Source organism: Litchfieldella anticariensis FP35 = DSM 16096, assembly GCF_000409775.1.
Lineage (GTDB): Bacteria > Pseudomonadota > Gammaproteobacteria > Pseudomonadales > Halomonadaceae > Litchfieldella > Litchfieldella anticariensis.
Genome location: NZ_KE332391.1, coordinates 366,721 through 390,071, shown reverse-complemented (window position 1 = coordinate 390,071; position 23,351 = coordinate 366,721). Strand labels below are relative to the sequence as shown.

The following is a 23,351-nucleotide window of genomic DNA, read 5'->3' as shown; positions in this document are numbered from 1 at the left end:
TGTAATGCCGGATGTGCAGAGATGAAAGATATCAGCAACGGGCTAACGGTGACTGGGAGAGACAAGATGTCATCTATCATGAAACCAAAATATCTTGAGCTGCTTCCAGCGCTGGTGCTTTTTACCTTTGCGATCGTCTTGGCTTTTCTCGCAGGGGAGTATGGTTTCTGGCGACATGATGCATGGGGCTACACTAAGTCCGAGTTTCTGGAATTTTCTGAAAATGCAAGGTGGCTCGCCCCCATCTTTCATTCTGCCACGAAAGATATACCTCATTACTTGGCCTGGCTGCTGTGCATGGCGATGGCTTGGGGGTACGGGTATGTGTTCATGAGGAGATTCCTGGCTGGAAGTCGGTTGGAAAACAAGGCACTTCTCTACTCGGTACCATTTGTCGTCATTTTTCAGCCGGGACTCATGGAGCAGCTTGGCTGGCCAATCCATACTCTCGCTGCGATTTTCCTGCTTTTTCTGTTCGCCTTGCTTTCTAGAAACAAGGCAAGCTTGTTATCAAGCGGTGTTGCTACCGTTCTTGTATTTGCCATTCTTCAGACATTTTCCTTCCTGGCAGTGTTGCTTGCCGTTCCAGGCTATAACACTTTGCTGGGTATGAAAAAACTCAAGATCGTGATGACATTTTTCGGCATCCTGGTTTTTTGGGGGGCTTCCATTCTTGTTTCCTGGCTTGTTTCGAAGCTCGCTCAGTATGTGTATTTCGGAAGTTTGCCAGGGCTCCCTGAATGGCGGAGTGCCCATCCAGTGAAGTCGCCGCTCGATCTGCACAATAATGTCGTGAACAATCTGGTTGACTTCGTCGAGCATGTGACCTTTATCTATTCACCTTGGATATTTTTGGCGGTAGTTTCCATTTTTGTCGCATTGGGCGTGGCTCTCTTCGTAAAACGGAAGTTGCGAGAGCTTGTCATTGCCGCTTCGATTCTGGCATTGGGCGTATGTTTCCTGCTTTCGGTATATGTCTTCACCGCTCCCATGGGAACGATCATTGCGGATCGGACGACATTCACATTTGGTGTGGCATTTTTCCTGGCAGCCATTGCCTTCTATGTGGCAATGGCTGCTCTCGATTTGAATGAGAAGTGGGTTTTTCCGGCTTCCATCGCCTTCGTTCTGCTTGTTTCGCTGCAACCGATGTATTTGTCGTATGTCAACGTGAAGTGGTATACGGCTTTTTCATCGGATTTCGTGAATGCATTGCAGGAGGTCGAAGAGGGAAGCCCACGTGATCTGAAGGGGGTAGTCGTCGAGATCAGCGAATATGCGGAAAAGATCGAATGGGATAGGTGGCCAATCGATTATTCCCATGTACGGCCGGACAAGTACAAGTTCATGGAGAGCCTGAACAGTCCAGGTCGTTTGGGAAGAGCCTTCTATGAGCTTGGCTACGATGAGGTGCATTTCTGCGGTGGCAAGGAGCCAGGAGATCCCGCGAAATGCAAGCTGGTGGAAGGGGTATCGTTTGAAAGATGCGCAAGGAGCAATCCGAGGATTTGTTCAGGGGGGATATCCGATAATCGATACTGGCTGCTCAGGTTCTGATCACTAGTTGTCGGGCACCACTCTGTATCTTTTATAGATGACCCCCGCCCGGCAAGACCGGGCGGGGGATCTATTGGCCTCGTCATCATGGCGTGGCCTGGTGTCGTGCGAAATGCGGCGTCAGCTCGACGGCCTCGGGCTGACAGCGGGTTCTTCGTTGGCTTGGTCGGCGGCAGCACCCAGTTCGGACTGGGTCGCAATGGCTTCGCCCTGCTCCTGCCAGAGATGCCGCTCTTCTTCGCTGGCGCGGGGAGAGAACAGGCCGGTCTGCGCATAGATCAGGCCGATCACCGGCGACATCCAGCAGGCGAAGGCCAGCGGAATGTACAGCAGGTTCTCGATATTTCCCTCAACGATACCGAGTCCGAGGGCGCTGATTACGAAGGCCCCACCGGCATTCCATGGAATCAGTGGCGAGATGAGGGTGCCGCCTTCCTCGATGGCGCGAGACAGGTTGAGTGTCGAATACCCCAAACCGCGGTAGGTGGGTGCATACATGCGGCCGGGAAGGGCAATCGACAGGTACGGGTCGCCGGCCACCAGGTTGGTGGACACCGAGGTGAACACCGCGGCCGTCTGCACGCCCTTGAAGCTGCGTACCTTGCTCATGATCGCGCGGATGATCGTTTCCAGACAGCGGGTCTTTTCCAGCGCACCACCGAAGCCGAGAGCGATGAGAATCAGCGAAATGGTCCACATCATCGACTGGATGCCGCCGCGATTGAGCAGACTGTCGATGGCGCTGATGCCGGTATCGATGGAATAACCGCTATTGGCATAGGTGAGCAGGTCATGTACGCCGACCCCTTGAGCGATCATGGCGGTGACCCCACCGGCCAGAGCACCGGCGAACAGAGACGGAATGGGCGGCATCCGTTTGACCGCTAGCACGATCACCAGCACCGCTGGCAGCAGCAGCCAGGCCGAGATGGTGAAGTTCGCCTGCAGCGCGGTGGTGATGGCATTGATCCTGTCGAAGGAAGCGGCACCATCGTCGATCAGGGTGAAGCCCGCCACCAAGTAGATGGCAAAGGCGATCAGCATCGCCGGGATCGTCGTTGGCATCATGTTCTTGATATGGGAGAACACGTCGGTACCGGTGACCGCCGGCGCGAGGTTCGTGGTGTCCGACAGTGGCGAGACCTTGTCGCCGAAGAAGGCGCCCGACACGACTGCGCCGGCGGTCCAGTACATCGGGATATCGAAACCCGCGCCAATGCCCATCAGGGCGAGGCCCACCGTGCCGACCGTGCCCCAGGAGGTGCCCAGCGACACCGAGACGATCGAGCAGAGCAGCATGGCCGCAGCGAGGAAGATGGTTGGCGATAGAATCGTCAGTCCGTAATAGATGAGTGTCGGTACGGTGCCGCTGGCAATCCACACGCCGATGATCATGCCGACGCATATCAACACGGAGACGGAGGGCAGGGACACATGGATGACGTGAAAGATACCCTCTTCGATATGCTTCCACTTGAAACCGAGTTTGATACCGACCAACCCCGTTATTGCCATACCGATGGCTAGGGGAATGTGAGGGGTGAAGTCGCCGAAATAGAATAGCTGTACCCCCAGCACCAGCAACGTCAAGACGACGGGAGTAAGCGCCAGCGCAAGGCTTGGCGGTTCATAATTGATTGAATCTTTTGGATTTGTCATGTCGATTACCTTCGGTTTGATGTGCGTTGTTCTTGCTTTGCCTTTTAAGCAATACGCAGCTTCCCGACCCTTATCGATCGGGCGTCGATCGATAAGGGTCGATAACTGGATTCGCTTGATGAGTTGTTGTCAGGCATTCGTATCCTCCTTGTTGCCACCAGATATCGCGATACCCGCCCCGAGGGCTGCAATGTCACCGTGACCGGTGTGTCGAGGACGGCCGCATCACCATATCTGTCTATCGTTGTTTTATCTTCGTAGCCCTCTTGGCTCATTGTTAGCCATAAAGGCTAGGAAGTGGCTCCAAATAACACTAAAATGGTTTGCTTTTGTCCTCAAAATAAAATATAAGCAGGCAATATGGCTAGCAAGTCTGAGCGTTTGGACCGCATAGATCGCCGCATTTTGCAGCAACTTCAGGAACATGGGCGCCTTCCCATTGTGGAGTTGGCAAATCGGGTGAATCTCACCAAGACGCCTTGCGCGCAGCGCGTACGTCGACTCGAACAGGCCGGTTTCATCCGCGGCTATCGTGCCGATCTGAACCCGGAGCAGCTCGGTGCGGGTCACGTACTGGTAGTGTTGGTAACGATGGACAAGACGAGCGAGGACGCCCTGGATCGCTTCAATGAGGCAGTGCGCCTCATCCCGGAAGTGCAAGGCTGCTATATGGTGGCGGGAAATTTCGATTACATGCTGAAGGTGAGAACCCACGATATCTCGCATTATCGTGCCGTGCTCGGTCAACAGATCGGCAGGCTGCCGAATGTCCACCAGACGCACTCCTTCGTGGTGATGGAGCTCGTGAAAGACGAAGTGACGGTACCGGTTCCCATCGACCACCCCAGTTGGCTGGAATAGTTCACGAATGACGGATGGGAATTAACGCCAACATGGTGGTTGCGCCACTGCCCTGATGCCGTCCACCTTGAAATAGGGGAACGTCATCGAGAGGGCTAGGAAGGATGCGACGGGGATTTGAAGGATCGGGCGTGGACGGTCGAGGTGGTATGTCCCTCGTCATCCTGCTGCTGATCCTCAATGGCATGACCTTCCTGGTCGAACTCGCCATGCCACGCGTGATGTTCCATTATTTCGCGCTCTGGCCACTTGGCGCTGTGCCGGAGGGCATGGTGCTACCCACCGATATGCCGGTGGGAGAGTTTCGGCTCTGGCAACTGCTGAGTTATGCCTTCCTGCACGGCAACCTCTTCCATTTGTTCATCAACATGTTCGTGTTGTGGATGTTTGGTAGCCCCCTCGAGCGCGCGTGGGGAACCCGACGCTTCGCCCTCTACTATTTCCTGTGCGTGGTGGGGGCAGGAGCGGTCCAGCTGTTGGTGGTGTCGTTGGGGGAGTTTGCCCCGACGGTGGGTGCCTCCGGGGGCGTCTATGCGCTGTTGCTCGCCTTCGGCATGCACTACCCCAACCAATACATCCTTTTGCTGATCCCGCCGATCCCCATGAAGGCCAAGTACTTCGTGATTTTTATCGGCCTGATCGAGCTCTGGTCAGGGATTACCGGGACCCGGCAGGGGGTGGCGCATTTCGCCCATCTCGCCGGCATGGCGTTCGGCCTGATCCTGATACTCTCCTGGCGGCAGCGCCCGCCGCCTTCCTCTTCTCGAGAACGATAGTCGTGAGGTGAGGAAGGCGGCTGAGCCGTGGGTCAATGTGTGCGTTGGCTCAGGCTACGCGGCTGGCGGGTGAAGCGAACCGGCGGGCGATACTTCTCCTCTTGGGAGGCCCGCTCCGGTGCCGGTCGTACGTACCAGCCCCGATGGATCGCCCAGGCTTTCAGCTTGCGATAGTCGAGCAAGGGGTGTTCCTGGGTATAGGGGTTGGGAGACGATGAGGGGAAGGCGTTGGCGACATGGGAATAGTGGGCCAGGGCGACCACGTCGTCATGGGCCGCCAAGGCACGGTCCAGGGCCGACTGCCACGCGTGGGTGTCGCGATGTGTGCTGCTTTCATGGGTTGCATGCATCGGATTGCCCTCAGTTGGTGCCTCCTGAGCGAGGCGTCATCCGGGCAGTGGGTGCTGCCCGGCATTCATGAAAAAACGCCTCATCCGCATACGGATGAGGCGTTGACATGTCAGCTAGAAGGAGCCTTGTAGTGGCCGGGGATCTTGACCTTTTCCCCGTTCGGAAGATCGCGTACATGGGTCGGTACATAGACGCGTTTGATGACACTTTTCGACTCTGTCATATCACTTCCTCCGTGCTTGCTACGACTTCAGGACACTTACATTCCCCTTTCTAGCCACGATCAATCCCAGCTCAGCGCACCGCCGACCTGGTATTCGGTAACACGGGTCTCGAAGAAATTCTTTTCCTTGCGCAGGTCGATGATCTCGCTCATCCATGGGAACGGGTTCTGTGCACCGGGGAACTGTTCCTTGAGACCGATCTGTGCCAGGCGGCGGTTGCAGATGAAGTGCAGGTACTCTTCCATGATCGCCGCGTTCATGCCCAGCACCCCGCGTGGCATGGAGTCGCGTGCGTAGGCGATCTCGAGTTCGGTGCCCTCGAGGATCATCTGGGTGACCTCGTCCTGGAATTCCGGTGTCCACAGGTGCGGGTTCTCGATCTTGATCTGGTTGATCATGTCGACGCCGAAGTTCAGGTGCATGGATTCGTCGCGCAGGATGTACTGGAATTGCTCGGCGACGCCGGTCATCTTGTTGCGCCGGCCCATGGAGAGGATCTGGCTGAAGCCGCAGTAGAAGAAGATGCCCTCGGTCACGCAGTAGAAGGCGATCAGGTTGCGCAGCAGCTCCTGGTCGGTCTCCGGGGTGCCGGTGTTGAAGTCCGGGCGTGCCAACGACTGGGTGTGCTTGAGGCTCCAGGCCGACTTGGCGGCCACCGAGGGCACCTCGCGGTACATGTTGAAGACTTCGCCTTCGTCCATGCCCAGCGACTCCACGCAGTATTGATAGGCGTGGGTGTGAATCGCTTCCTCGAAGGCCTGGCGCAGCAGGTACTGGCGGCATTCGGGGTTGGTGATCAGGCGATAGAGCGCCAGCACCAGGTTGTTGGCCACCAGAGAGTCGGCGGTGGAGAAGTAGCCCAGGCTGCGCATCACGATGCGTCGCTCGTCCTCGGTCAGGCCGTCCCGGCTCTTCCACAGGGCGATGTCCGCGTTCATGTTCACTTCCTGCGGCATCCAGTGGTTGGCGCTGCCATCCAGGTACTTCTGCCACGCCCACTCGTACTTGAAGGGTACGAGTTGGTTGAGGTCGGCGCGGGCATTGATCATGCGTTTGTCGTCGACCTCGATGCGTGCCGCCCCCATCTCGAGCTCTTCCAGGCCAGCAGCCACATCGAGCTCCTCCAGTGACTGCCGGGCACGCGCCAGGCGATCGGTTTCCGCCGCCTGGTAGCGGGTGCCCTCGTGGGCGGCAGTCGGCACTTCTTCGGCAGCCTGCGGCTCGGGCTCGGGCTCGGGTGCAGGGGCCGGCGGCTGCGGTTGATAGCTTGGTTTTGATTCGGCGACCGACGTGTCGTCTTCGTGGAACTCGTCCCAGTTAAGCATATTCTTCCTCGTTCCTCGGAGGTGGAAGATATAAGAAGGAAGCGCCCTTCGGGCGGAAGAGGGAAAACCTCCAACTACTTCTCTCTTCATCGGCGCGTAGTGCCGTCTTCCTTCTTCGTTCTTGGTCGTTACTGGCAGGCCTCGCAGCCCAGATCATCTATCTCACCCGCTGATGGTGCGCGCTGGCCGCCCTTGCCTTGCAGGAAGTCCTCGATACCGCGCGGCTCGCGCTGGGAGTTTTCCAGCGTGGCCTCGGGGGCGGGGCTCGGGGCCGGCTGGGCACTAGGTGCGCTGCCGTTGCCCACGGCGTTGAGGGTGCCGCGCTCGACGGTGGATTTTTCCACCGAGGTGGCGCCCAGGGCACGCAGGTAATAAGTGGTTTTCAAGCCACGGAACCAGGCCATACGGTAGGTCACGTCGAGCTTCTTGCCCGATACGCCCTTGATGTAGAGGTTCAGCGATTGGGCTTGGTCGATCCATTTCTGACGGCGCGAGGCGGCTTCGACCAGCCATCTGGGCTCGACTTCGAAGGCGCTGGCGTACTTGGCCTTGAGATCTTCGGGCACGCGGTCGATAGGCTGCACACTACCGTCGTAGTACTTGAGGTCGTTGACCATCACCTCGTCCCACAAGCCGCGTTCCTTGAGGTCGTTGACCATATAGGCGTTGACCACGGTGAACTCGCCGGAAAGGTTCGACTTGACGTAGAGGTTCTGGTAGGTCGGCTCGATTGACTGCGAGACACCGCAGATGTTGGAGATCGTTGCGGTCGGGGCGATCGCCATTACATTGGAGTTGCGCATGCCTTGGCTTGCGATCTTGTCGCGGATGCGATCCCAATCCTGAGTGGTCGAGGTGTCGACCTCGATGTACTTCTCGCCGCGCTCCTGCTTGAGCTTTTCGATGGAATCGATGGGGAGGATGCCTTGGCTCCACAGTGAACCGTCGAAGCTCTCGTAGCGGCCACGTTCGGCGGCCAGATCGCTGGACGCTTCGATGGCATGGTAGCTGACCAGCTCCATGGAGCGGTCGGCGAACTCCACGGCTTGATCGCTGGCGTAGGCAATGCCTTGAGCGTAGAGCGCGTCCTGGAAGCCCATGATGCCCAGCCCCACCGGGCGATGCTTGAAGTTGGAGTTGCGCGCCTGGGGTACTGCGTAATAGTTGATGTCGATGACGTTGTCGAGCATGCGAACGGCAGTACGCACTGTCTTCTTCAGTTTGTTGCCGTCGAGCTGGCCGTCGGTTACATGCTGCGCCAGGTTGATCGAACCCAGGTTACATACCGCAATCTCGTCGACGCTGGTGTTCAGTGTGATCTCGGTGCACAGGTTGGAAGAGTGTACGACACCGGCGTGTTGCTGCGGGCTACGCAGATTGCACGGATCCTTGAAGGTGATCCAGGGGTGGCCGGTCTCGAACAGCATCGACAGCATCTTGCGCCATAGATCCTTGGCGCGGACACGCTTGAACAGCTTGAGCTGCCCGTTGCGGGTCATCTCCTCGTACTCCTGGTAGCGCTTCTCGAAGGCCGCGCCGTAGAGATCGTGGAGGTCCGGGCAGGTGGCGGGCGAGAACAGCGTCCACTCCTTGTCGTCAAAGACACGCTTCATGAACAGGTCCGGCACCCAGTTGGCAGTGTTCATGTCGTGGGTACGGCGGCGGTCGTCGCCAGTGTTCTTGCGTAGCTCCAGAAATTCCTCGATGTCGAGGTGCCAGGTTTCCAGATAGGCGCACACTGCCCCCTTGCGCTTGCCGCCCTGATTGACGGCAACAGCGGTGTCGTTGACCACCTTGAGGAATGGCACCACGCCTTGGGACTTGCCGTTGGTGCCCTTGATGTAGGAGCCTAGCGCTCGCACCGGCGTCCAGTCGTTGCCCAGACCGCCGGCCCATTTGGAGAGCATGGCATTGTCGCGGATCGCACTATAGATAGCATTCAGGTCGTCGGGCACGGTGGTCAGATAGCAGCTAGAGAGCTGGCTGCGCATGGTGCCGGAGTTGAACAGGGTTGGTGTCGAGGCCATGTAGTCGAAACTGGAAAGCAACTCGTAGAACTCGACAGCCCGCGCTTCGCGATCGTCCTCATTGAGGGCCAGCCCCATGGCGACGCGCATGAACATTACCTGCGGCAGTTCATAGCGCACATCGTCACGGTGGATGAAGTAGCGATCGTAGAGGGTTTGCAGGCCCAGGTAGGTGAACTGATTGTCGCGGGTGTGGTCGAGAGCATCGCCGAGACGCTCCAGATCGAACTCGGCGAGGGCCGGGTCGAGTTGTTCGAATTCGATGCCCTTGGCGACGTAGGCCTTGAATGCCGGCTTGTAGAGATCGGCCATGTCGCTGAAGGTGGCTTCTTCGGCCACGCCCAGGAAGGACAGCGCCTCGCGGCGCAGGTTGTCCTGCAGCAGACGGGCGGTGACATAGGTATAGTTGGGGTCCTTTTCGACCAAGGTGCGCGCGGTCATGGTCAGTGCGGTGGCCACGCCATCGATGGAGACACCGTCGTAGAGGTTCTTCAGCGAGTCGTCGACGATCTTCTGGGGATCGACATGGGCCAGCCCCTCGCAGGCCTCGAACACCAGGGTTTCGACGCGGCCCAGGTCCAGCGGGCGCCGGCTGCCGTCGGGCAGCGTGACGTTGAGTGTCGGGTGTGGCTTTTCGATGTCGTCACCGGCCGCGGCGCGTGCACGGGCATGCTCCTCGCGGTAGAGCACGTAGGCGCGGGCAACCTTCTGCTCGCCGGCACGCATCAAGGCCAGCTCGACCTGGTCCTGGATGTCTTCGATGTGTAGGGTGCCACCATCGGGCATACGACGCAGGAAGGCCTCGCAGATGGCATTGCTGGATTGAGCAACGAAGTCGCGAACCCGTGATGAGGTTCCGGCATTGTCGCCTTCCACGGCAATGAAGGCCTTTGTCATGGCGACGGCGATCTTGCTGGCATCGAAGGCGGCTACATCGCCGTTACGCTTGATTACCCGTAGCTGTTGGGGTGCAGTCACGTTCACTGAGGTCTTACCGGAAGTGAGAGTGGTATCCATGGCGCCGTGCTTTTCCTAACGATGGTGAATGGTTGCAGCGAACCGGTGGTGATGGCCAAGGTTCTGGACATTGCCCAGAACCGGACGGAAACTGGGGGTCGTTGTCGCCTCTACGAAGTCATTTGACAGAGGTGCTCCTACTTGCTAACAGCACATTATCTTGTGGTCCTTCTGGTTACGAACACAAGATAGAGTGCCATTTGCCTTTCATCAAGTGGATAAGCTGTGGATATCTTGTGTCTCTTCTGAGGGTATTCGAAACCTCTTCGTCGAGGCCCGAACCAACGCCGGTGACAGGGAGATGACACTTCGATGGCGGAGAATGAGATTCACTAGCGGAATTTCAGGTAACCTCGGGTATCATTCACTAACATGAATGTAGCCGAGCGAAGCACTAAACCGGATGTGGCACCGGTGGTGTGGTCCTGTCGGGTCGGTGTCACGGCCGGAACAGGGAATTCGTAAATGGGCGTGGCCCGTGGTTTTGAGGGTCACCAGGATGGGATATCAAAGGGATGGATGAAAGCTTGGACAGCAACGACCTGGATCATGTACTGATCATCGAGGACGATGAGAGGCTGGCCGGCCTGACCCGCGACTATCTGGAGGCCAACGGCTTCCGGGTGACGGTGGAGGCCGATGGAGCGCGGGGAGTCGAGCGCATCGTCGAGCTGCAGCCGGATCTTGTGATCCTCGATCTGATGCTGCCCGGCGAGGATGGCTTGTCGATCTGCCGCCGGGCCCGGCCTGACTATGCTGGCCCGATCCTGATGCTGACCGCGCGTACCGATGATATGGATCAGGTACTGGGCCTGGAAATGGGGGCCGATGACTACGTGCCGAAACCGGTGCAGCCACGAGTGCTGCTGGCTCGCATGCGTGCCTTGATGCGCCGTAGCGATGCAGGCGATACCAGCGGTGGGGAAGCGCGACTGACCTTCCATAACCTGGAGATCGATAGCGCGACCCGTGAAGCCTGGCTGGAGGGCGCACGTATCGACCTGACCAGTGCCGAGTTCGACCTGTTGTGGCTGTTGGCCAGCCACGCCGGCCGCGTGCTGACCCGCGAGGAGATTTTCTCGCAACTGCGCGGGATCAAGTACGACGGTCAGGACCGTTCCATCGATGTGCGGGTGTCACGCATTCGGCCCAAGATCGGCGATGACCCCAATCAACCCCATCGTATCAAGACGGTTCGCAGCAAGGGGTATCTGTTCGTCAAGGATGGTTGATGGCAGTTCCTCGCTCCTTGGCACGCCCGCTGGCCGATAGCACCTTTCTTCGGGTCTATGTGTTGCTGGCGTTGGCGCTGGTGTTGACCTTCGGCTTGGCATTGGCCGGCTTCGCCATGATCGATCAGGTGCGTCGCGAGCACTATCGAGAACAGCTCGCCGAGGCACCCATGGTGTTGTTGGCCAACCAGGTGATGGAACAGCCGGTCGCACTACGCGAAGAGTGGCTGGCGCAGCGTGCAGAAACGTTGGACATTGGCCTGCACTTGTATGAGCGCGACTCGTTACCGCTTAACTATTTTCAGCGCTCTCGACTCGAGGCCGGGCGTGTATTGATCCAGCCGGAGGGTGAGCATGGCTGGCGCTTGCAACACCTGATTCCCGGCGAGCCTCGGGTGCTGGAAGCGGTATTGAGTACTCTCAGCGAACGTCAGTTGCGTGGTCTCGCTGTGGGGCTCAGGCAGTGGTTGGAGCGTGTCGATCCCGATCAGCGCGAGGAGCGTCTGAAGGTGCTGAGCGCAACGGCGCTTGGCGTCGAGCTCAGCGATGTCCCCCCTGAGGGGTTGGATGAGGGACAGCGCGAACACCTCGCCAATGGTGGGGTGGTCATCCGTGTGTTACCCGAGAGCTGGGCGTTATCGCTGCATTTGCAACTGGTGAATGAGGGCGGGCCGTCACAGTGGGTACAGGTTGGGCCTATCAAGTCCTTCGAACCCATGCCGTTGTCGTTGTCGTTGTTGATGTTGGTGGTCATGCTGCTGGTGCTGGCCGGCACCATCTATTTGATCGTGCGTGGCGTCGAAGCACGTATGGCGCGCCTTGAGCTGGCCGCCACACGCATCGCCGGTGGCCATCTTGATACGCGGGTCAAGGTCGAGAGTGGCGACTTCCTGGGTCGCCTGGGTATGGCCTTCAATGGCATGGCGGCCCAGGTACAATCGTTGTTGCGTGCCCAGCAGGAGATGATCCGTGCGGTGTCACATGAACTGCGCACTCCCGTGGCTCGTATTCGCTTTGCTGTGCAAATGGTCGAAGACATGACCGACGAGGAGTCTGTGCGTCGTCAGTTGACGGGTATCGATGGCGATATCGAGGAACTCGATGGGCTGATCGACGAGATCCTCACCTACGCCAAGTTGGGAGGAGACCAAGCGCATGGCATGGTACTGGAGACCGAGATGGTCGACTGCCGTGCCGTGGCGGCGCGCGTGGTCGATGCCTTGGCCCCTTTGCACGCTCATCTCGAGCTGTCGATCGCGCCGGGCGACGACGTTGAGGTAGTGGCCGAGCCACGATACTTGCAACGAGCACTTCAGAATCTGGTGGCCAATGCCTGTCGCCATGCAGAATCCCGAGTGCTGATACGCCTGCATGGCGAGTCACGAGCGATCCGTCTGGACGTAGAAGATGATGGGCCGGGCGTGCCGGAGGCCGACCGCATGGAGATCTTCAAACCCTTTGCCCGCCTCGACAACAGCCGTACCCGACGCTCTGGTGGCTATGGTCTGGGTCTGTCGATCGTTCACAAGATCATGGCTTGGCACGGTGGTAGTGTGATGGTCGATGATAGTGAAGAACTGGGTGGTGCACGCTTTTCATTGCTGTTGCCGGTACAGCCGCGATCCCATTCTCGTGAGCCTCGCTGAACATTACCTGCACTTGCTCTGTGAGGACTGAAGAGCCGTGCTGATCAGGCTGGTCTGATCCCTTCCAGCACCGCAAATGACGTTTCACGGGCGGTGCGCAGAAAATCCTCCATCCACGGTAACTCGCGGCTGTCCTCGCGGATTGCGGCAAACAACGTGCTCCACATGCCGTCTTCTCCTAACGTCACGCCACGCACGTAATCTCTCTCCAGGTACTCGGTCAGCGCCCAATTGGGAAGGGCGCAGACACCACGGCCACTGGCGACGAGCTGCATCATCATGATGGTCAATTCCGCGGTACGAACCTCCTTGGGAGTGACACCGACAGGATCGAGAAACTGGGTGAAGACATCCAGGCGAGAGTGTTCCACCGGATAGGTGATCAGGGTTTCTTCGGCAAGATCTTCCGGAGTCACCCAGGCCTGGCTGGCCAGGCGATGCTGCTTGGCGACGGCAAGCAGTCCCTCATAACGGAACAACGGTTCATAGTGAACGCCGGCTAGCGGCTGAGGGTCGGCGGTGATCACCAAGTCGAGCTGTTCGCGAGCCAGCGATGGCAACGGATCGAAGTTATGACCGCTGGGGATGTCGACCTCTACCTCAGGCCAATGATTGCGGAAGTGGTCGATGGTCGGCATCAGCCACTGGAAGCAGCTATGGCACTCGATGGCCATGTGCAGCCGGCCTTGCTCGTTGCCGGCCAGGCGGGCTAGATCACGCTCGGCCATGCGTACCTGGGGCAATATCTGTTCGGCCAAGGCCAGTAGACGCTGACCGGCACGGGTGAATTCCACCGGACGCGTCTTGCGCAGAAACAGTGGGTTCCCCAGACGTTCCTCCAGATCCTTGATTTGATGCGACAGCGCCGACTGAGTGAGATGGACTCGTTCAGCGGCCTCGACTAGTGAACCGGCGTCACGCAAGGCGATCAAGGTGCGTAGATGACGAAGCTCGAGCATGATGAATGAACACTTTTCATGTTGATGATTAGATAATTTAGTTTGATTCACTTGTCATGGCCAGCGAGACTGCCCCCAACGATGGCGACGACTCGCCAAGTCTAACGGCTAATGACGACAAGGGGCGCATCATGACGCTGGCACATACTCTCGGCTATCCGCGTATCGGCGCGGATCGCGAACTGAAGAAGGCCACCGAGGCCTATTGGAAAGGTGAAATCGACCAGAGCGAACTGGAGGACGTGGGCAGGGAATTGCGCGCATGCCATTGGCAGGCGCAGCGCGAGGCGGGTCTCGATTTGGTCACGGTAGGGGACTTCGCCTTCTACGATCAGGTACTCAACGTTTCCGTGTTGCTGGGTGCCGTCCCTGCTCGTTTTGGTGCTGTGGCCGGTGATGTGGATCTCGATACCAGCTTCCGTATGGCACGTGGTCGAGCTCCCACTGGTAGCCCGGCGGCTGCCTGTGAGATGACCAAGTATTTCGATACCAACTATCACTACCTGGTCCCCGAATTGCATGCCGGCCAGACGTTTCGGCTGGCGTCCCAGCGGCTGTTCGATGAGGTCGAAGAAGCCAAGGCCGCAGGTCACGCCGTCAAGGTAACGTTGACTGGTCCGCTGACCTGGCTGTGGTTGGGCAAGGAAAAGGGAGAAGCGTTCGATCGGCTCGAGTTGCTCGATACCGTGTTGCCGGTATATGGAGAGATTCTTACCCGGCTGGCCGAGCAAGGTGTGGAGTGGGTCCAGCTCGATGAACCGGCCCTGGTCCAGGATCTGCCACCTGCCTGGCAGCAGGCGTATGAAGCTGCCTATCACAAGCTGCAGTCGGTGCCGGTCAAGCTGCTGCTGGCCACTTACTTCGGGGCGCTTGGCGATAACCTGCAACTGGCAACGAGCCTGCCGGTGGACGGCCTGCATATCGATGCGGTGCGTGCTCCGCAGCAACTGGGAACGGTGCTCGACCGGCTACCGGCCTACAAGGTGTTGTCGGTGGGCATCATCGATGGCCGCAACATCTGGCGTGCTGACTTGGTCCGGCTGCGCGAGTCGCTGGCCTCTGCCCATGCCCGCCTCGGTGAGCGGTTGTGGCTGGCTCCGAGTTGTTCGTTGCTGCATGTGCCGGTGGATCTTGACCGGGAAACCGATCTGGATGCCGAGCTCAAGAGCTGGTTGGCCTTTGCTCGTCAGAAGCTCGACGAAGTGGTGACGCTCGCGCGACTGCTCGATGGTCGTGCCACTCCAGATGATCAGGCACGGCTCGAGGTGGCAACACGGGTCTTGGCCACTCGTCGGCATTCCTCGCGCATTCATAAGTCTGCAGTGAGTGAGCGTCTGGCCGCCTTGGCGGCGACCGATGCCGAACGCGACAGTCCCTATGCGGAACGCGCAGTTGCACAGCGTCGCAAGCTGGACCTGCCGCTATTTCCCACTACTACCATCGGATCCTTCCCCCAGACGACAGAGATTCGCGTGGCGCGTCGCGCCTTCAAGGCCGGTGAACTGAGTCATGAGGACTACGAGTCGCGGATGCGGGATGAGATCGCCTACGCGGTGAAGCATCAGGAAGCGCTGGGCCTGGATATGCTGGTGCATGGCGAGCCAGAGCGTAACGATATGGTCGAATACTTTGGTGAATTACTCGATGGCTTCGCCTTCACCCGCTTTGGCTGGGTTCAGAGCTACGGGTCGCGCTGTGTGAAGCCACCGGTGATCTTCGGTGATGTCAGCCGCCCTGCCGCCATGACCGTGCGCTGGAGCGAATATGCCCAGTCGCTCACCGACAAGCCTATGAAAGGCATGTTGACTGGCCCCGTGACGATACTGCAGTGGTCGTTCGTGCGCGACGACCAGCCGCGCGAGAAGACCTGTCGCCAGATTGCTCTGGCATTGCGCGACGAAGTCGCCGATTTGGAAACTGCAGGAATCCAGGCGATCCAGATCGACGAACCGGCGCTACGCGAAGGCTTGCCGCTGCGTCAGGCTGAGTGGCAAGGCTACCTCGATTGGGCAGTGGAGTGCTTCAAGCTGTCGGCCGCGGTGGTTCGCGACGAGACCCAGATCCACACCCATATGTGCTATTCGGAGTTCAACGATATCATCGCGTCGATCGCGGCGCTGGATGCCGATGTAATTACCATTGAGACGTCACGCTCGGACATGGAACTGCTCGACGCCTTCCAGAATTTCGCCTATCCCAACGAGATCGGGCCCGGTGTCTACGATATCCACTCGCCGAACATTCCCGAGGTCAGTTGGATGGTGCAACTGTTGGAGAAAGCGTTGGATAGGATTTCCGCCGAGAGACTGTGGGTAAACCCCGACTGTGGCCTCAAGACTCGTGGCTGGGCAGAAGTCGAGCCGGCCTTGGTCAATATGGTGGAAGCGGCACAGGAACTGCGCCGCCGTTTGGGATGACAAGACGACAAGCGTGAAATACACGCCAGAACAGGCACCGGGGTCAAATACCCCGGCGCCTGTTATGCTTTGGGCTACTCAAGGGAACGCTCATCGATTGCCAAGGAGCCAAAATGTCGTCATCCGTTGTCTCTGTTTCTCGCTTCCTACCTGCGCTGCTGGGTGCTGGCCTGATTCTGGCTGGTTGTGCCTCCTCTCCTTCCCCATCCACTGGCAATGGGGCTGGTCCTGAAGTGAGGGAGCGACCATCCGCCCAGTTACCGTCAAAGGAGGAACGTGGCGATGAGCAGGACGTCGTCAAGGAGATAGCCCCTCTCATGCCATCGGTATTCTTTACTGGAGGTGCCGAACAGCTCGTATCCTGGCGTTGTACGCCGGCACAGGATCTGATTTCGAGCCATGACGGCGAATTGCGACTGTGGTCGACACATGGTGCTTATCAGCTCGAATCAGCGGTGGTGGCCAGTGGCGCGCGTTACGTGAAAGATGACCTGAGCTTCTGGAACAAGGGAGATGAAGCGCAGGTGGAGAGTGAAAATGGCCGCTTGGATTGTCAGAAGGACATGACTCGTCAAGCGCTCACTCGTGAGGACCGCCCTGGGGTCATGTTCCACGGTCGTGGCAACGAACCGGGTTGGGTGGTCAACCTGGCTCATGATGCGCCGGTTCTTACCTTGCTGCTGGATTACGGCAATCGCGAACTGACACTACCTTATCGGGTCGTCGCGATGGACAACCAGCAAGGTCGCGTCGTGCTGGAGAGTGGGCGTGCCGATCAACCGTTCCGGCTTTCACTCGAGGCACGAGCTTGTTTCGACAGCATGAGCGGTGCTCCCTATCCGGTGCGGGTGACGTTGGATATCGATGAGCAAAGGTATCAGGGGTGTGGGCAGGGAATCGCGCCGTGAAGCATTGCATTCGCTGCTGCGCTTCACATCTCATGCGCGGGCGGTACTCGGAAGCCTCACGTACTGCTATGTATGCTCCGGTTCCTGCGTTCCGGCCAAACACGACCTGTGTTCGCTCGCGACGCGTCTGCAGCGCTTCACTAAAATTCGTTTTTATCGAATGATTGGCGTGGTTTTTTGCGCTTTTTGTTTCAAAAAATGCATCTAAGATGACGGTCATGGTGATTAACCCGTTTCTCCAAGGAGAGCATCATGATCGTTTCCAACACCAAGAAGGTACTTGTCGTCACCTCGTCCATTCTCGGCAATCAGGGGCAGTCTCGTGCCTTGGCCGAGCACTTCAAGGCCTCGGCCGCCAAGCGTGGTGACGTTCAGGTCACCGAACGAGACTTGGTAGCCGAAGAACTGCCCCACCTGGGGCTGGCCGAACTCAGCAGCTGGCAGGTGGCTACCGAGGAGCGCACTCCCGAGCAACGTGAACTGGCGGCGCGTTCGGATGCCCTGATCGAGGAGCTGCTGGCGCATGATGTGCTGGTGTTGGCGGTGCCGCTCTACAATCTGGGGATCCCTTCCCAGCTCAAGGCCTGGTTCGACCGCATTCTGCGCGCCGGCAAGACGTTCCGATATACCGCAAATGGGCCCCAGGGACTGGTCGAGGGCAAGCGCGCCGTGATCCTGGCGGCCCGCGGCGGTCAATATGCCGGCACTGAAATGGACTCCCAGACCCCGCATATCAAGACAATGCTGGGCTTGATCGGTATTGGCGACGTCGAAGCGGTGTTCGCCGAGGGGCTGGCGATGGGTGACGAGCATCGCGAGCAGGCCCTGAGCGAGGCCGGACAAGCCATCGATGCGGTGATCGACCGGGTCTGATGTATCGTCCAAGCAAGCGTTATGTGGGCAAGAGACGGGCAGCCGACATGGCTGCCCGTTGTCGTGAGTGAGGTCAGCATACCTCCGGGAGTGAGCGGACCCAGCGGCGGTCGACGAAGTCGCTGGTACATAGTGGTGGCTCGGGATCGAGGATTCGTTGGAAGAGGCGGGACAACGCTACGCCATTGTCGGAGCGAGAGGTATCGAGCTGGTAGGTAACGGTGGGCAGCCATTCATTGTTGGGCCCAGCCTCTGCCAGGACGAAACTGAACGGATAAAAGCCTGGGAAGCCTAGGCGTAAATCAGTCGCAACCAGCACTCGAGCATCGCCGATATCCCGTATGTCGTAGCGCAGAAACGGGCTGGCAAACCACTCGAGACGTTTCCCCTTGGATAACGTCGAGACGACGTCTTCGAGTTCGGCTCCACGGGTATAGGTTTCCAGCAGTGGCCGATGGTCGCCATCGAAGACACCGACCAGTGACTCATGATGCGCATTCCCATCGATGACGGTCACTCGCCATAACAGGACATTGAAGGGGGTTGGTTGCATCAGGCGTGGCGCATCTTCCAGTTCGTGGGCCGCCAGAACCGGAGCAATGCGTGTCTCGACCACCTCTTTGGCGCCCATGGAGAAAAGCAGGTAAGCACAAGAGAGCGCCAGTCCCCAGGCCGATGCACGCCGGCCATGTCCGATGATCAGAGCCACCACCGTCGCGACCAACAGTGGCAGGGAATACAGCGGGTCGATGATGAACACTATCGGCCAGGCACTGGGGCTAGCACCCGACGGCCACCAGATCTGCGTGCCGTAGGTGGTCAGGGTGTCCAGCAACGGATGCGTCATGAGACATAGTCCGAAGAACAGCCACCAGTGGCGGAAGGAAATATCACGTGCGGGGGACAGACGTGTACAAAGCCCGGCAAGCAGAGTGGAGAGCCCAGCGAGCAGAAACAGCGAATGGCTGAAACCGCGGTGCTGGGTGTAGTTAGAGACGGCATCGCCATAATCGATGACTACATCGAGATCGGGCAGGGTGCCCAGCACCGCCCCGAGCAGCACGGCCTTGCGACCCAGGCGGCGGCCGAGAACGGTACCGCCGATGGCGGCTCCGAGAGCCGCCTGGGTAAGGGTGTCCATGCGTCAGATTCCTTGGCTGCGCGGATCGTTCTCCTGGCATGCCCAGGCCGGCCCCGATGCCAGGATTCTGGCGTGTACCGGACAGTCGTCGCGATGGGCGCCAGGCAGGTAACCAGTACTCATCAGGAACTCATTGACGATCTCTCGACCGGTAAAGCGGAACGTGCGTTTGAACAATTTGAGCCACTCATCGAGCGGCAGTGGATGATGGGCGTTGAGCCAAGCCTCGAAGCTGCCGTATTCCGCCTGCAGCGACTGCACGACCTTGGCGTTGTGAATCGTGGCATCGACCTTCAAGCGGTTGCGAATGATGCCGGCATCGCTTAGCAGTCGCTCACGTTCGGTATCGCCGTAGGCGGCGATCCGGTCGATGTCGAAGCCCTCGAAGGCGGTCTGGAACGCTGTCCGCTTCTTCAATACCGTCAACCATGACAAGCCAGCCTGGTTGATTTCCAGTATCAAGCGTTCGAATAACGCCGTGTCGTCACTGACCGGGAAGCCATATTCCCGATCATGGTAAGGACCATGGAATGGATGCCCGGGGGCGTGGTCGCAATAGTCGGCCATTAGGGAGCTCCTCTGGAAGTTGGCGACCGGGACAAGATGCTGCCAAGATGACGTTGCCGTTTTGAAACCACAGAGTATGCCATCATGACGATATCCTCTCGCAAGATTACCACGAGGCTATGTCGCGGCTTGGCCACGGCCATGCTGGGACTAGTGACAACCGCTGTATGGGCCGGCCCCGTGGTCGAGGTCTGGAAGAATCCCAACTGCGGTTGCTGCACTAGTTGGGCCAAGCACCTCGAGGCGGAGGGCTTTGAGGTCGAGTTGCATGACGACCGGGATATGCGGGAAGTGAAGGCCGAGCACGATGTGCCCCGGGACATGGCGTCCTGTCACACGGCAACGGTGGAAGGTTACGTCATCGAAGGCCATGTGCCGGCAGCCGATATCCGCCGCCTCTTGGAGAGTGGCGACGATGTGGCAGGGTTGGCGGTGCCAGGTATGCCGCATGGTTCGCCGGGTATGGAAACCGGCCGCGTCGACGACTACACCGTCTATACCTGGCGCGAAGGGGGAGATACACCCGAGGTCTTCCAGCGCTATATTCAGGAGTAAGGGAAACGCTGAAGAAATCGACGAGCGCCATCAAGCACAAGGCTAAGCTCGGGAAGGAGGAACCTTGCCATGCAATACCTGCACACCATGGTCCGCGTCAGCGACATCGAGGAGTCGCTGTATTTCTACTGCGACCTGTTGGGAATGATCGAGATGGAGCGCAAGGACAGCGAGAAGGGGCGTTTCACGCTGGTCTTTCTCGCCGCCCCAGAGGACGAAATCAGCGCCCATGAAACGCGTACTCCGATGCTTGAGCTGACCTATAACTGGGATCCTGAAGAGTACACAGGAGGGCGCAACTTTGGCCACCTGGCTTACCGGGTCAACAACATCTATGCCTTGTGCGATAGGCTCCAACGCAATGGGGTGACCATCAACCGGCCGCCACGTGATGGGCACATGGCCTTCGTCCGCTCGCCGGATGGTATCTCCATCGAGCTACTGCAGGATGGTGACCCCCTGCCTCCGGAAGAGCCGTGGGCTTCCATGGAGAATACCGGCACGTGGTAAGAGGAGATACAAGCTCGTCACATTGGTAAACACCCTATACGAGGGTGTCGGTTGCACCGACGTCGGTTTGAATTCGAGGATAGATTCATGTCACTGGACGACACCTTGCGCCAAGCGTTTCGACGCGAGGCGCGGATGCTCGACGGCATCGATGTCGACACTTATCGACAGTTCGATCGCGATCCGTTCGAGCCGATCATTGGCCTCGGACCTCGTGATGCCCCGGTGGGCTTCTTCGGTCGCGATCCGGGCAAACAGGAAGTCAAGTGGGGCGAACCCTTCATCGGTAGCGGCGGGCAGAAGGTGCGCCAAGGCCTTTACCTGGCCTTGCAAGGTGAGCCGATGCCTGATTTTGAGGCCTCGCGTGAAGTGGGGCGTCACGTCTTCTGGGCCAACACCGTGCCTTACAAGCCGGTCGGTAACAAGGCTTGGCCGATGTCAGTCAAGAAGCGCTTCCAGCCATTGATGGCCGAACTGCTGGTTGGGTGTTGGCAGGGCCGCAAGGTAATCACACTGGGGCGCGAGGTATTCCTGTGGTTTGGCATCAATCAGCCGCGTAAGGTGCGCCAAGCGTTGGACGAATACTGGCGGCGCGAGGATCGCTTCGAAGCCAGTCATACCACTACCTTGGCGCTAGAGGATGGCCGCAAGGCAACCTTCGAGCTGGCACCGCTACCTCACCCATCTCCCCTTAACCAGATTTGGTTCAAGCGCTTTCCCCAACTGCTCAAGGTACGCCTCGAGCAGTTGGGTATGGGTAAGTGCAGATAATTCAATCAGGGCGATAGGCCATGCGTCCGCTACCCAGGAACACGATGGCCACGGCACCGAACAAGTACATGCCTTGCAGTTCCAGGGCCCAACCACCGCTATCGGTCAGCGCGAACAGCTCGTGGGTGTGCACCAATATGATGGCTACCACCATATTGATGGCCATCAATAACCCTCCCAGACGTGCCTGCCAGCCAACGATCGCCATCAAGGGGGCGAGCACTTCGCCAATCAGTACGCCGTAAGCCAGAAATGACGGTAGTCCATAGCCCGCCAGCAGGTTGCCGATCCAGTTGAGAGCGTCTGGATTGAGTAATTTGGCGATACCATGCAGCAGTATCAAACCACCAACGGCCAGTCGCAGAATCAGTTTTCCCAGCGCATCGTTATGTAGAGCGTGAAGCATCGGAGCTCTCTCCTTGAGGTTCGAAGGTGTGGATTTCCACTGCCTAAGATGAAAGTTATCTGAATTGCGGCTGATAACCTAGTAAAGCAGGGCGATTCTAGCCGATTGACTGGTCGAGTCGGGGGTAGGGTGAGAGAGATGCTAGCCATCCACGGTAGGATGGGGCACTCTGTCGCGCGATGCTAAAGAAGGGAGAAGTCACGATGAAAGGAACCTGGTTGGGCTTCGGGCTCCTGGCGATACTGCTTGCCGGATGTGCCGGCTCCTCAACGCCCGTGCCGGATCGGCAACAGGCCCAAACGGCAGCAGCAGAGTCACCGGTAGTAGGTCCACGCTGGCGACTGATCCTGATCGGTACCGATGAACGCTGGGTGGGGAGCGAGCCTGCCTGGTTCGAGGTGATACCGAACGGTGGAGCGCTGCGCCTGACAGGCAGCGATGGCTGCAATCGGCTCAATGGCCAAGTTAGCTTCGATGATGGTAACCGTATTCACATCGAGAACCTGGCGTCGACACGCATGGCTTGCCCTAATCTTGCCAACGCCCAGCGCGTCGGCATGCTATTCGAGAATGCCTACCGTTACCTGATCGACGGGGATCGTCTGGTCTTCTTTGGCCGTGATAGTCGGGTGTTGGGGGGGTTCCAGCGAACTACCCCGCGTTAGATAGGGTATGCCAGCGGCGGCATGCTCGTATTCAGGGCCAGATGGCTGGTCTTGGCCATTTGACCTGAATCAAGGTGTTGGTGATGCGCTGGGCGATGCTTGGTGCCACGGGGGTGCACAACACCCATGGCAATGCCACCAGGCTGATCGACAAGGCACCCATGTAGATATCGCTGAACCAATGAGCACCTCCCAATATCCGTGGGGCGCTGAGGATGACCACACTCAGCGCACTGACCAGGCCGACAGTGCGTCCAGAGAAACGCCATACAAAGGCAGTGAACAGCATCAACATCAATCCGTGATCGCCTGGGAAGCTATCGGCGGAAACCGCCTTGGTCGAGAAATCGACTAGCTCGGTGATTAGGTTGGCGTTGTCGTAGACCAGTGTCGGGCTGGGGTGCGAATAGGGAATGGCATAACGTACCGCCTGGCTGAGGATGCCGGCGGTCAACAGCATGGTAATGCCGATGCCGCCCCAGCGCAGCAATCGGTGTTCTCGCACGGGGTCGCGGCTGATGGCCCACAGGTAGAGTCCCAGCAGCGTTAGCATGCTGCCTACATCGAACAGCCTGTTGTTGAGTAGCGCCACGATCGTTACCCATAACGTGTTGGCATCGTTCAGCCAGGCGTTGGTAGTGAAGAAAATGGCATCGTCCAGGTACTCCCAAATGAGAATATCGGGCGACCACCAGCTCAGCACCAGGGCGATGCCTAGCAGGTTGTAGAACAGGATGCGCGAAAGCGAGATTGAAGGAGGTGAGACAGGCATGAGCTTGACCGAAGCGCAGTTAGAGAAAACACCATTCTAGCGAAAATCAGCTAACAGAACAGTGTTTTGTAACTTTTTCGACTCGGTTCGGTAACAAAGAGGGCATATGAGCCCTCCTTCTGTGCTCGATCA

General features: G+C 58.5%; 21 protein-coding genes. 12 read left to right on the top strand and 9 right to left on the bottom strand.

Annotation, left to right across the window (positions count from 1 at the left end):
• Window positions 1–21 precede the first annotated feature (21 nt).
• A complete protein-coding gene (locus L861_RS14225) occupies window positions 22–1,557 on the top strand; it encodes a hypothetical protein (RefSeq protein WP_016417157.1) in 1,536 nt (511 codons plus the stop codon).
• A gap of 120 nt (window positions 1,558–1,677) precedes the next feature.
• Here the strand turns inward: L861_RS14225 and nhaC are convergent, their stop codons facing one another.
• A complete protein-coding gene (gene nhaC, locus L861_RS14220) occupies window positions 1,678–3,216 on the bottom strand; it encodes a Na+/H+ antiporter NhaC (protein WP_016417156.1) in 1,539 nt (512 codons plus the stop codon).
• A gap of 360 nt (window positions 3,217–3,576) precedes the next feature.
• Between nhaC and L861_RS14215 the strand changes: the two genes are divergently transcribed.
• Window positions 3,577–4,077: an Lrp/AsnC ligand binding domain-containing protein gene (locus L861_RS14215; protein ID WP_016417155.1), complete on the top strand. Its 501-nt coding sequence runs from the start codon at window positions 3,577–3,579 to the stop codon at window positions 4,075–4,077.
• 149 nt (window positions 4,078–4,226) lie between these two features.
• Window positions 4,227–4,853 carry a rhomboid family intramembrane serine protease gene (locus L861_RS14210; RefSeq protein WP_016417154.1) on the top strand — a complete coding sequence of 209 codons (627 nt, stop codon included), beginning with the start codon at window positions 4,227–4,229 and terminating at the stop codon, window positions 4,851–4,853.
• Between the two features lie 32 nt (window positions 4,854–4,885).
• Here L861_RS14210 and L861_RS14205 read toward each other — a convergent pair whose 3' ends face one another.
• The 3 genes from L861_RS14205 to L861_RS14195 all read right to left on the bottom strand — a co-directional run bounded on the left by L861_RS14205 (window position 4,886) and on the right by L861_RS14195 (window position 9,797).
• Entirely contained in the window at window positions 4,886–5,203 is a 318-nt protein-coding gene (locus tag L861_RS14205; RefSeq protein WP_016417153.1) for a hypothetical protein, read from the bottom strand.
• Between the two features lie 284 nt (window positions 5,204–5,487).
• The gene (locus L861_RS14200) at window positions 5,488–6,753 is read right to left on the bottom strand and encodes a ribonucleotide-diphosphate reductase subunit beta (RefSeq protein ID WP_016417152.1); all 1,266 of its coding nucleotides are present in this window, start codon (window positions 6,751–6,753) and stop codon (window positions 5,488–5,490) included.
• A 128-nt stretch (window positions 6,754–6,881) separates the two neighbouring features.
• Window positions 6,882–9,797, bottom strand: a complete 2,916-nt coding sequence (locus tag L861_RS14195; protein WP_016417151.1) for a ribonucleoside-diphosphate reductase subunit alpha — start codon at window positions 9,795–9,797, stop codon at window positions 6,882–6,884.
• A gap of 515 nt (window positions 9,798–10,312) precedes the next feature.
• On the opposite strand from L861_RS14195, the gene L861_RS14190 reads away from it, so the two are divergent.
• Entirely contained in the window at window positions 10,313–11,029 is a 717-nt protein-coding gene (locus L861_RS14190) for a winged helix-turn-helix domain-containing protein (protein ID WP_016417149.1), read from the top strand.
• Window positions 11,029–12,675: an ATP-binding protein gene (locus tag L861_RS14185; protein ID WP_016417148.1), complete on the top strand. Its 1,647-nt coding sequence runs from the start codon at window positions 11,029–11,031 to the stop codon at window positions 12,673–12,675. Before L861_RS14190 ends, L861_RS14185 begins: the two co-directional genes overlap by 1 nt.
• Window positions 12,676–12,719: 44 nt before the next feature.
• On the opposite strand, the gene L861_RS14180 is transcribed toward L861_RS14185, so the two are convergent.
• A complete protein-coding gene (locus tag L861_RS14180; RefSeq protein ID WP_016417147.1) occupies window positions 12,720–13,634 on the bottom strand; it encodes a LysR family transcriptional regulator in 915 nt (304 codons plus the stop codon).
• 131 nt (window positions 13,635–13,765) lie between these two features.
• Here L861_RS14180 and metE point away from each other — a divergent pair, with 131 nt between their 5' ends.
• The 3 genes from metE (at window position 13,766) to L861_RS14165 (ending at window position 17,832) form a co-directional block, all read left to right on the top strand.
• A complete protein-coding gene (gene metE, locus L861_RS14175) occupies window positions 13,766–16,051 on the top strand; it encodes a 5-methyltetrahydropteroyltriglutamate--homocysteine S-methyltransferase (protein ID WP_027947648.1) in 2,286 nt (761 codons plus the stop codon).
• A 113-nt stretch (window positions 16,052–16,164) separates the two neighbouring features.
• Window positions 16,165–16,959: a COG3650 family protein gene (locus tag L861_RS14170; RefSeq protein WP_021029200.1), complete on the top strand. Its 795-nt coding sequence runs from the start codon at window positions 16,165–16,167 to the stop codon at window positions 16,957–16,959.
• 252 nt (window positions 16,960–17,211) lie between these two features.
• Window positions 17,212–17,832, top strand: coding sequence for an FMN-dependent NADH-azoreductase (locus L861_RS14165; RefSeq protein ID WP_016417144.1), 621 nt, complete (start codon window positions 17,212–17,214; stop codon window positions 17,830–17,832).
• Between the two features lie 73 nt (window positions 17,833–17,905).
• On the opposite strand, the gene L861_RS14160 is transcribed toward L861_RS14165, so the two are convergent.
• Together L861_RS14160 and L861_RS14155 are read right to left on the bottom strand one after the other, a co-directional pair.
• Window positions 17,906–18,973, bottom strand: a complete 1,068-nt coding sequence (locus L861_RS14160) for a metal-dependent hydrolase (protein ID WP_016417143.1) — start codon at window positions 18,971–18,973, stop codon at window positions 17,906–17,908.
• A 3-nt stretch (window positions 18,974–18,976) separates the two neighbouring features.
• On the bottom strand, window positions 18,977–19,540 hold the full coding sequence (locus tag L861_RS14155) for a DNA-3-methyladenine glycosylase I (protein WP_016417142.1): 564 nt from the start codon (window positions 19,538–19,540) through the stop codon (window positions 18,977–18,979).
• Window positions 19,541–19,624: 84 nt separating this feature from the next.
• Here L861_RS14155 and L861_RS14150 point away from each other — a divergent pair, with 84 nt between their 5' ends.
• The 3 genes from L861_RS14150 to L861_RS14140 all read left to right on the top strand — a co-directional run bounded on the left by L861_RS14150 (window position 19,625) and on the right by L861_RS14140 (window position 21,376).
• The gene (locus L861_RS14150) at window positions 19,625–20,095 is read left to right on the top strand and encodes a DUF411 domain-containing protein (protein ID WP_021029199.1); all 471 of its coding nucleotides are present in this window, start codon (window positions 19,625–19,627) and stop codon (window positions 20,093–20,095) included.
• Between the two features lie 69 nt (window positions 20,096–20,164).
• Window positions 20,165–20,605 carry a VOC family protein gene (locus tag L861_RS14145; RefSeq protein WP_016417140.1) on the top strand — a complete coding sequence of 147 codons (441 nt, stop codon included), beginning with the start codon at window positions 20,165–20,167 and terminating at the stop codon, window positions 20,603–20,605.
• A gap of 87 nt (window positions 20,606–20,692) precedes the next feature.
• Window positions 20,693–21,376: a uracil-DNA glycosylase family protein gene (locus tag L861_RS14140; RefSeq protein ID WP_016417139.1), complete on the top strand. Its 684-nt coding sequence runs from the start codon at window positions 20,693–20,695 to the stop codon at window positions 21,374–21,376.
• A gap of 1 nt (window position 21,377) precedes the next feature.
• Here L861_RS14140 and L861_RS14135 read toward each other — a convergent pair whose 3' ends face one another.
• A complete protein-coding gene (locus L861_RS14135; RefSeq protein ID WP_016417138.1) occupies window positions 21,378–21,782 on the bottom strand; it encodes a DoxX family protein in 405 nt (134 codons plus the stop codon).
• A gap of 203 nt (window positions 21,783–21,985) precedes the next feature.
• On the opposite strand from L861_RS14135, the gene L861_RS14130 reads away from it, so the two are divergent.
• Window positions 21,986–22,447 carry an META domain-containing protein gene (locus L861_RS14130; protein ID WP_016417137.1) on the top strand — a complete coding sequence of 154 codons (462 nt, stop codon included), beginning with the start codon at window positions 21,986–21,988 and terminating at the stop codon, window positions 22,445–22,447.
• Window positions 22,448–22,478: 31 nt separating this feature from the next.
• Here L861_RS14130 and L861_RS14125 read toward each other — a convergent pair whose 3' ends face one another.
• Window positions 22,479–23,219, bottom strand: coding sequence for a phosphatase PAP2 family protein (locus tag L861_RS14125; RefSeq protein WP_016417136.1), 741 nt, complete (start codon window positions 23,217–23,219; stop codon window positions 22,479–22,481).
• Window positions 23,220–23,351: the final 132 nt, after the last annotated feature.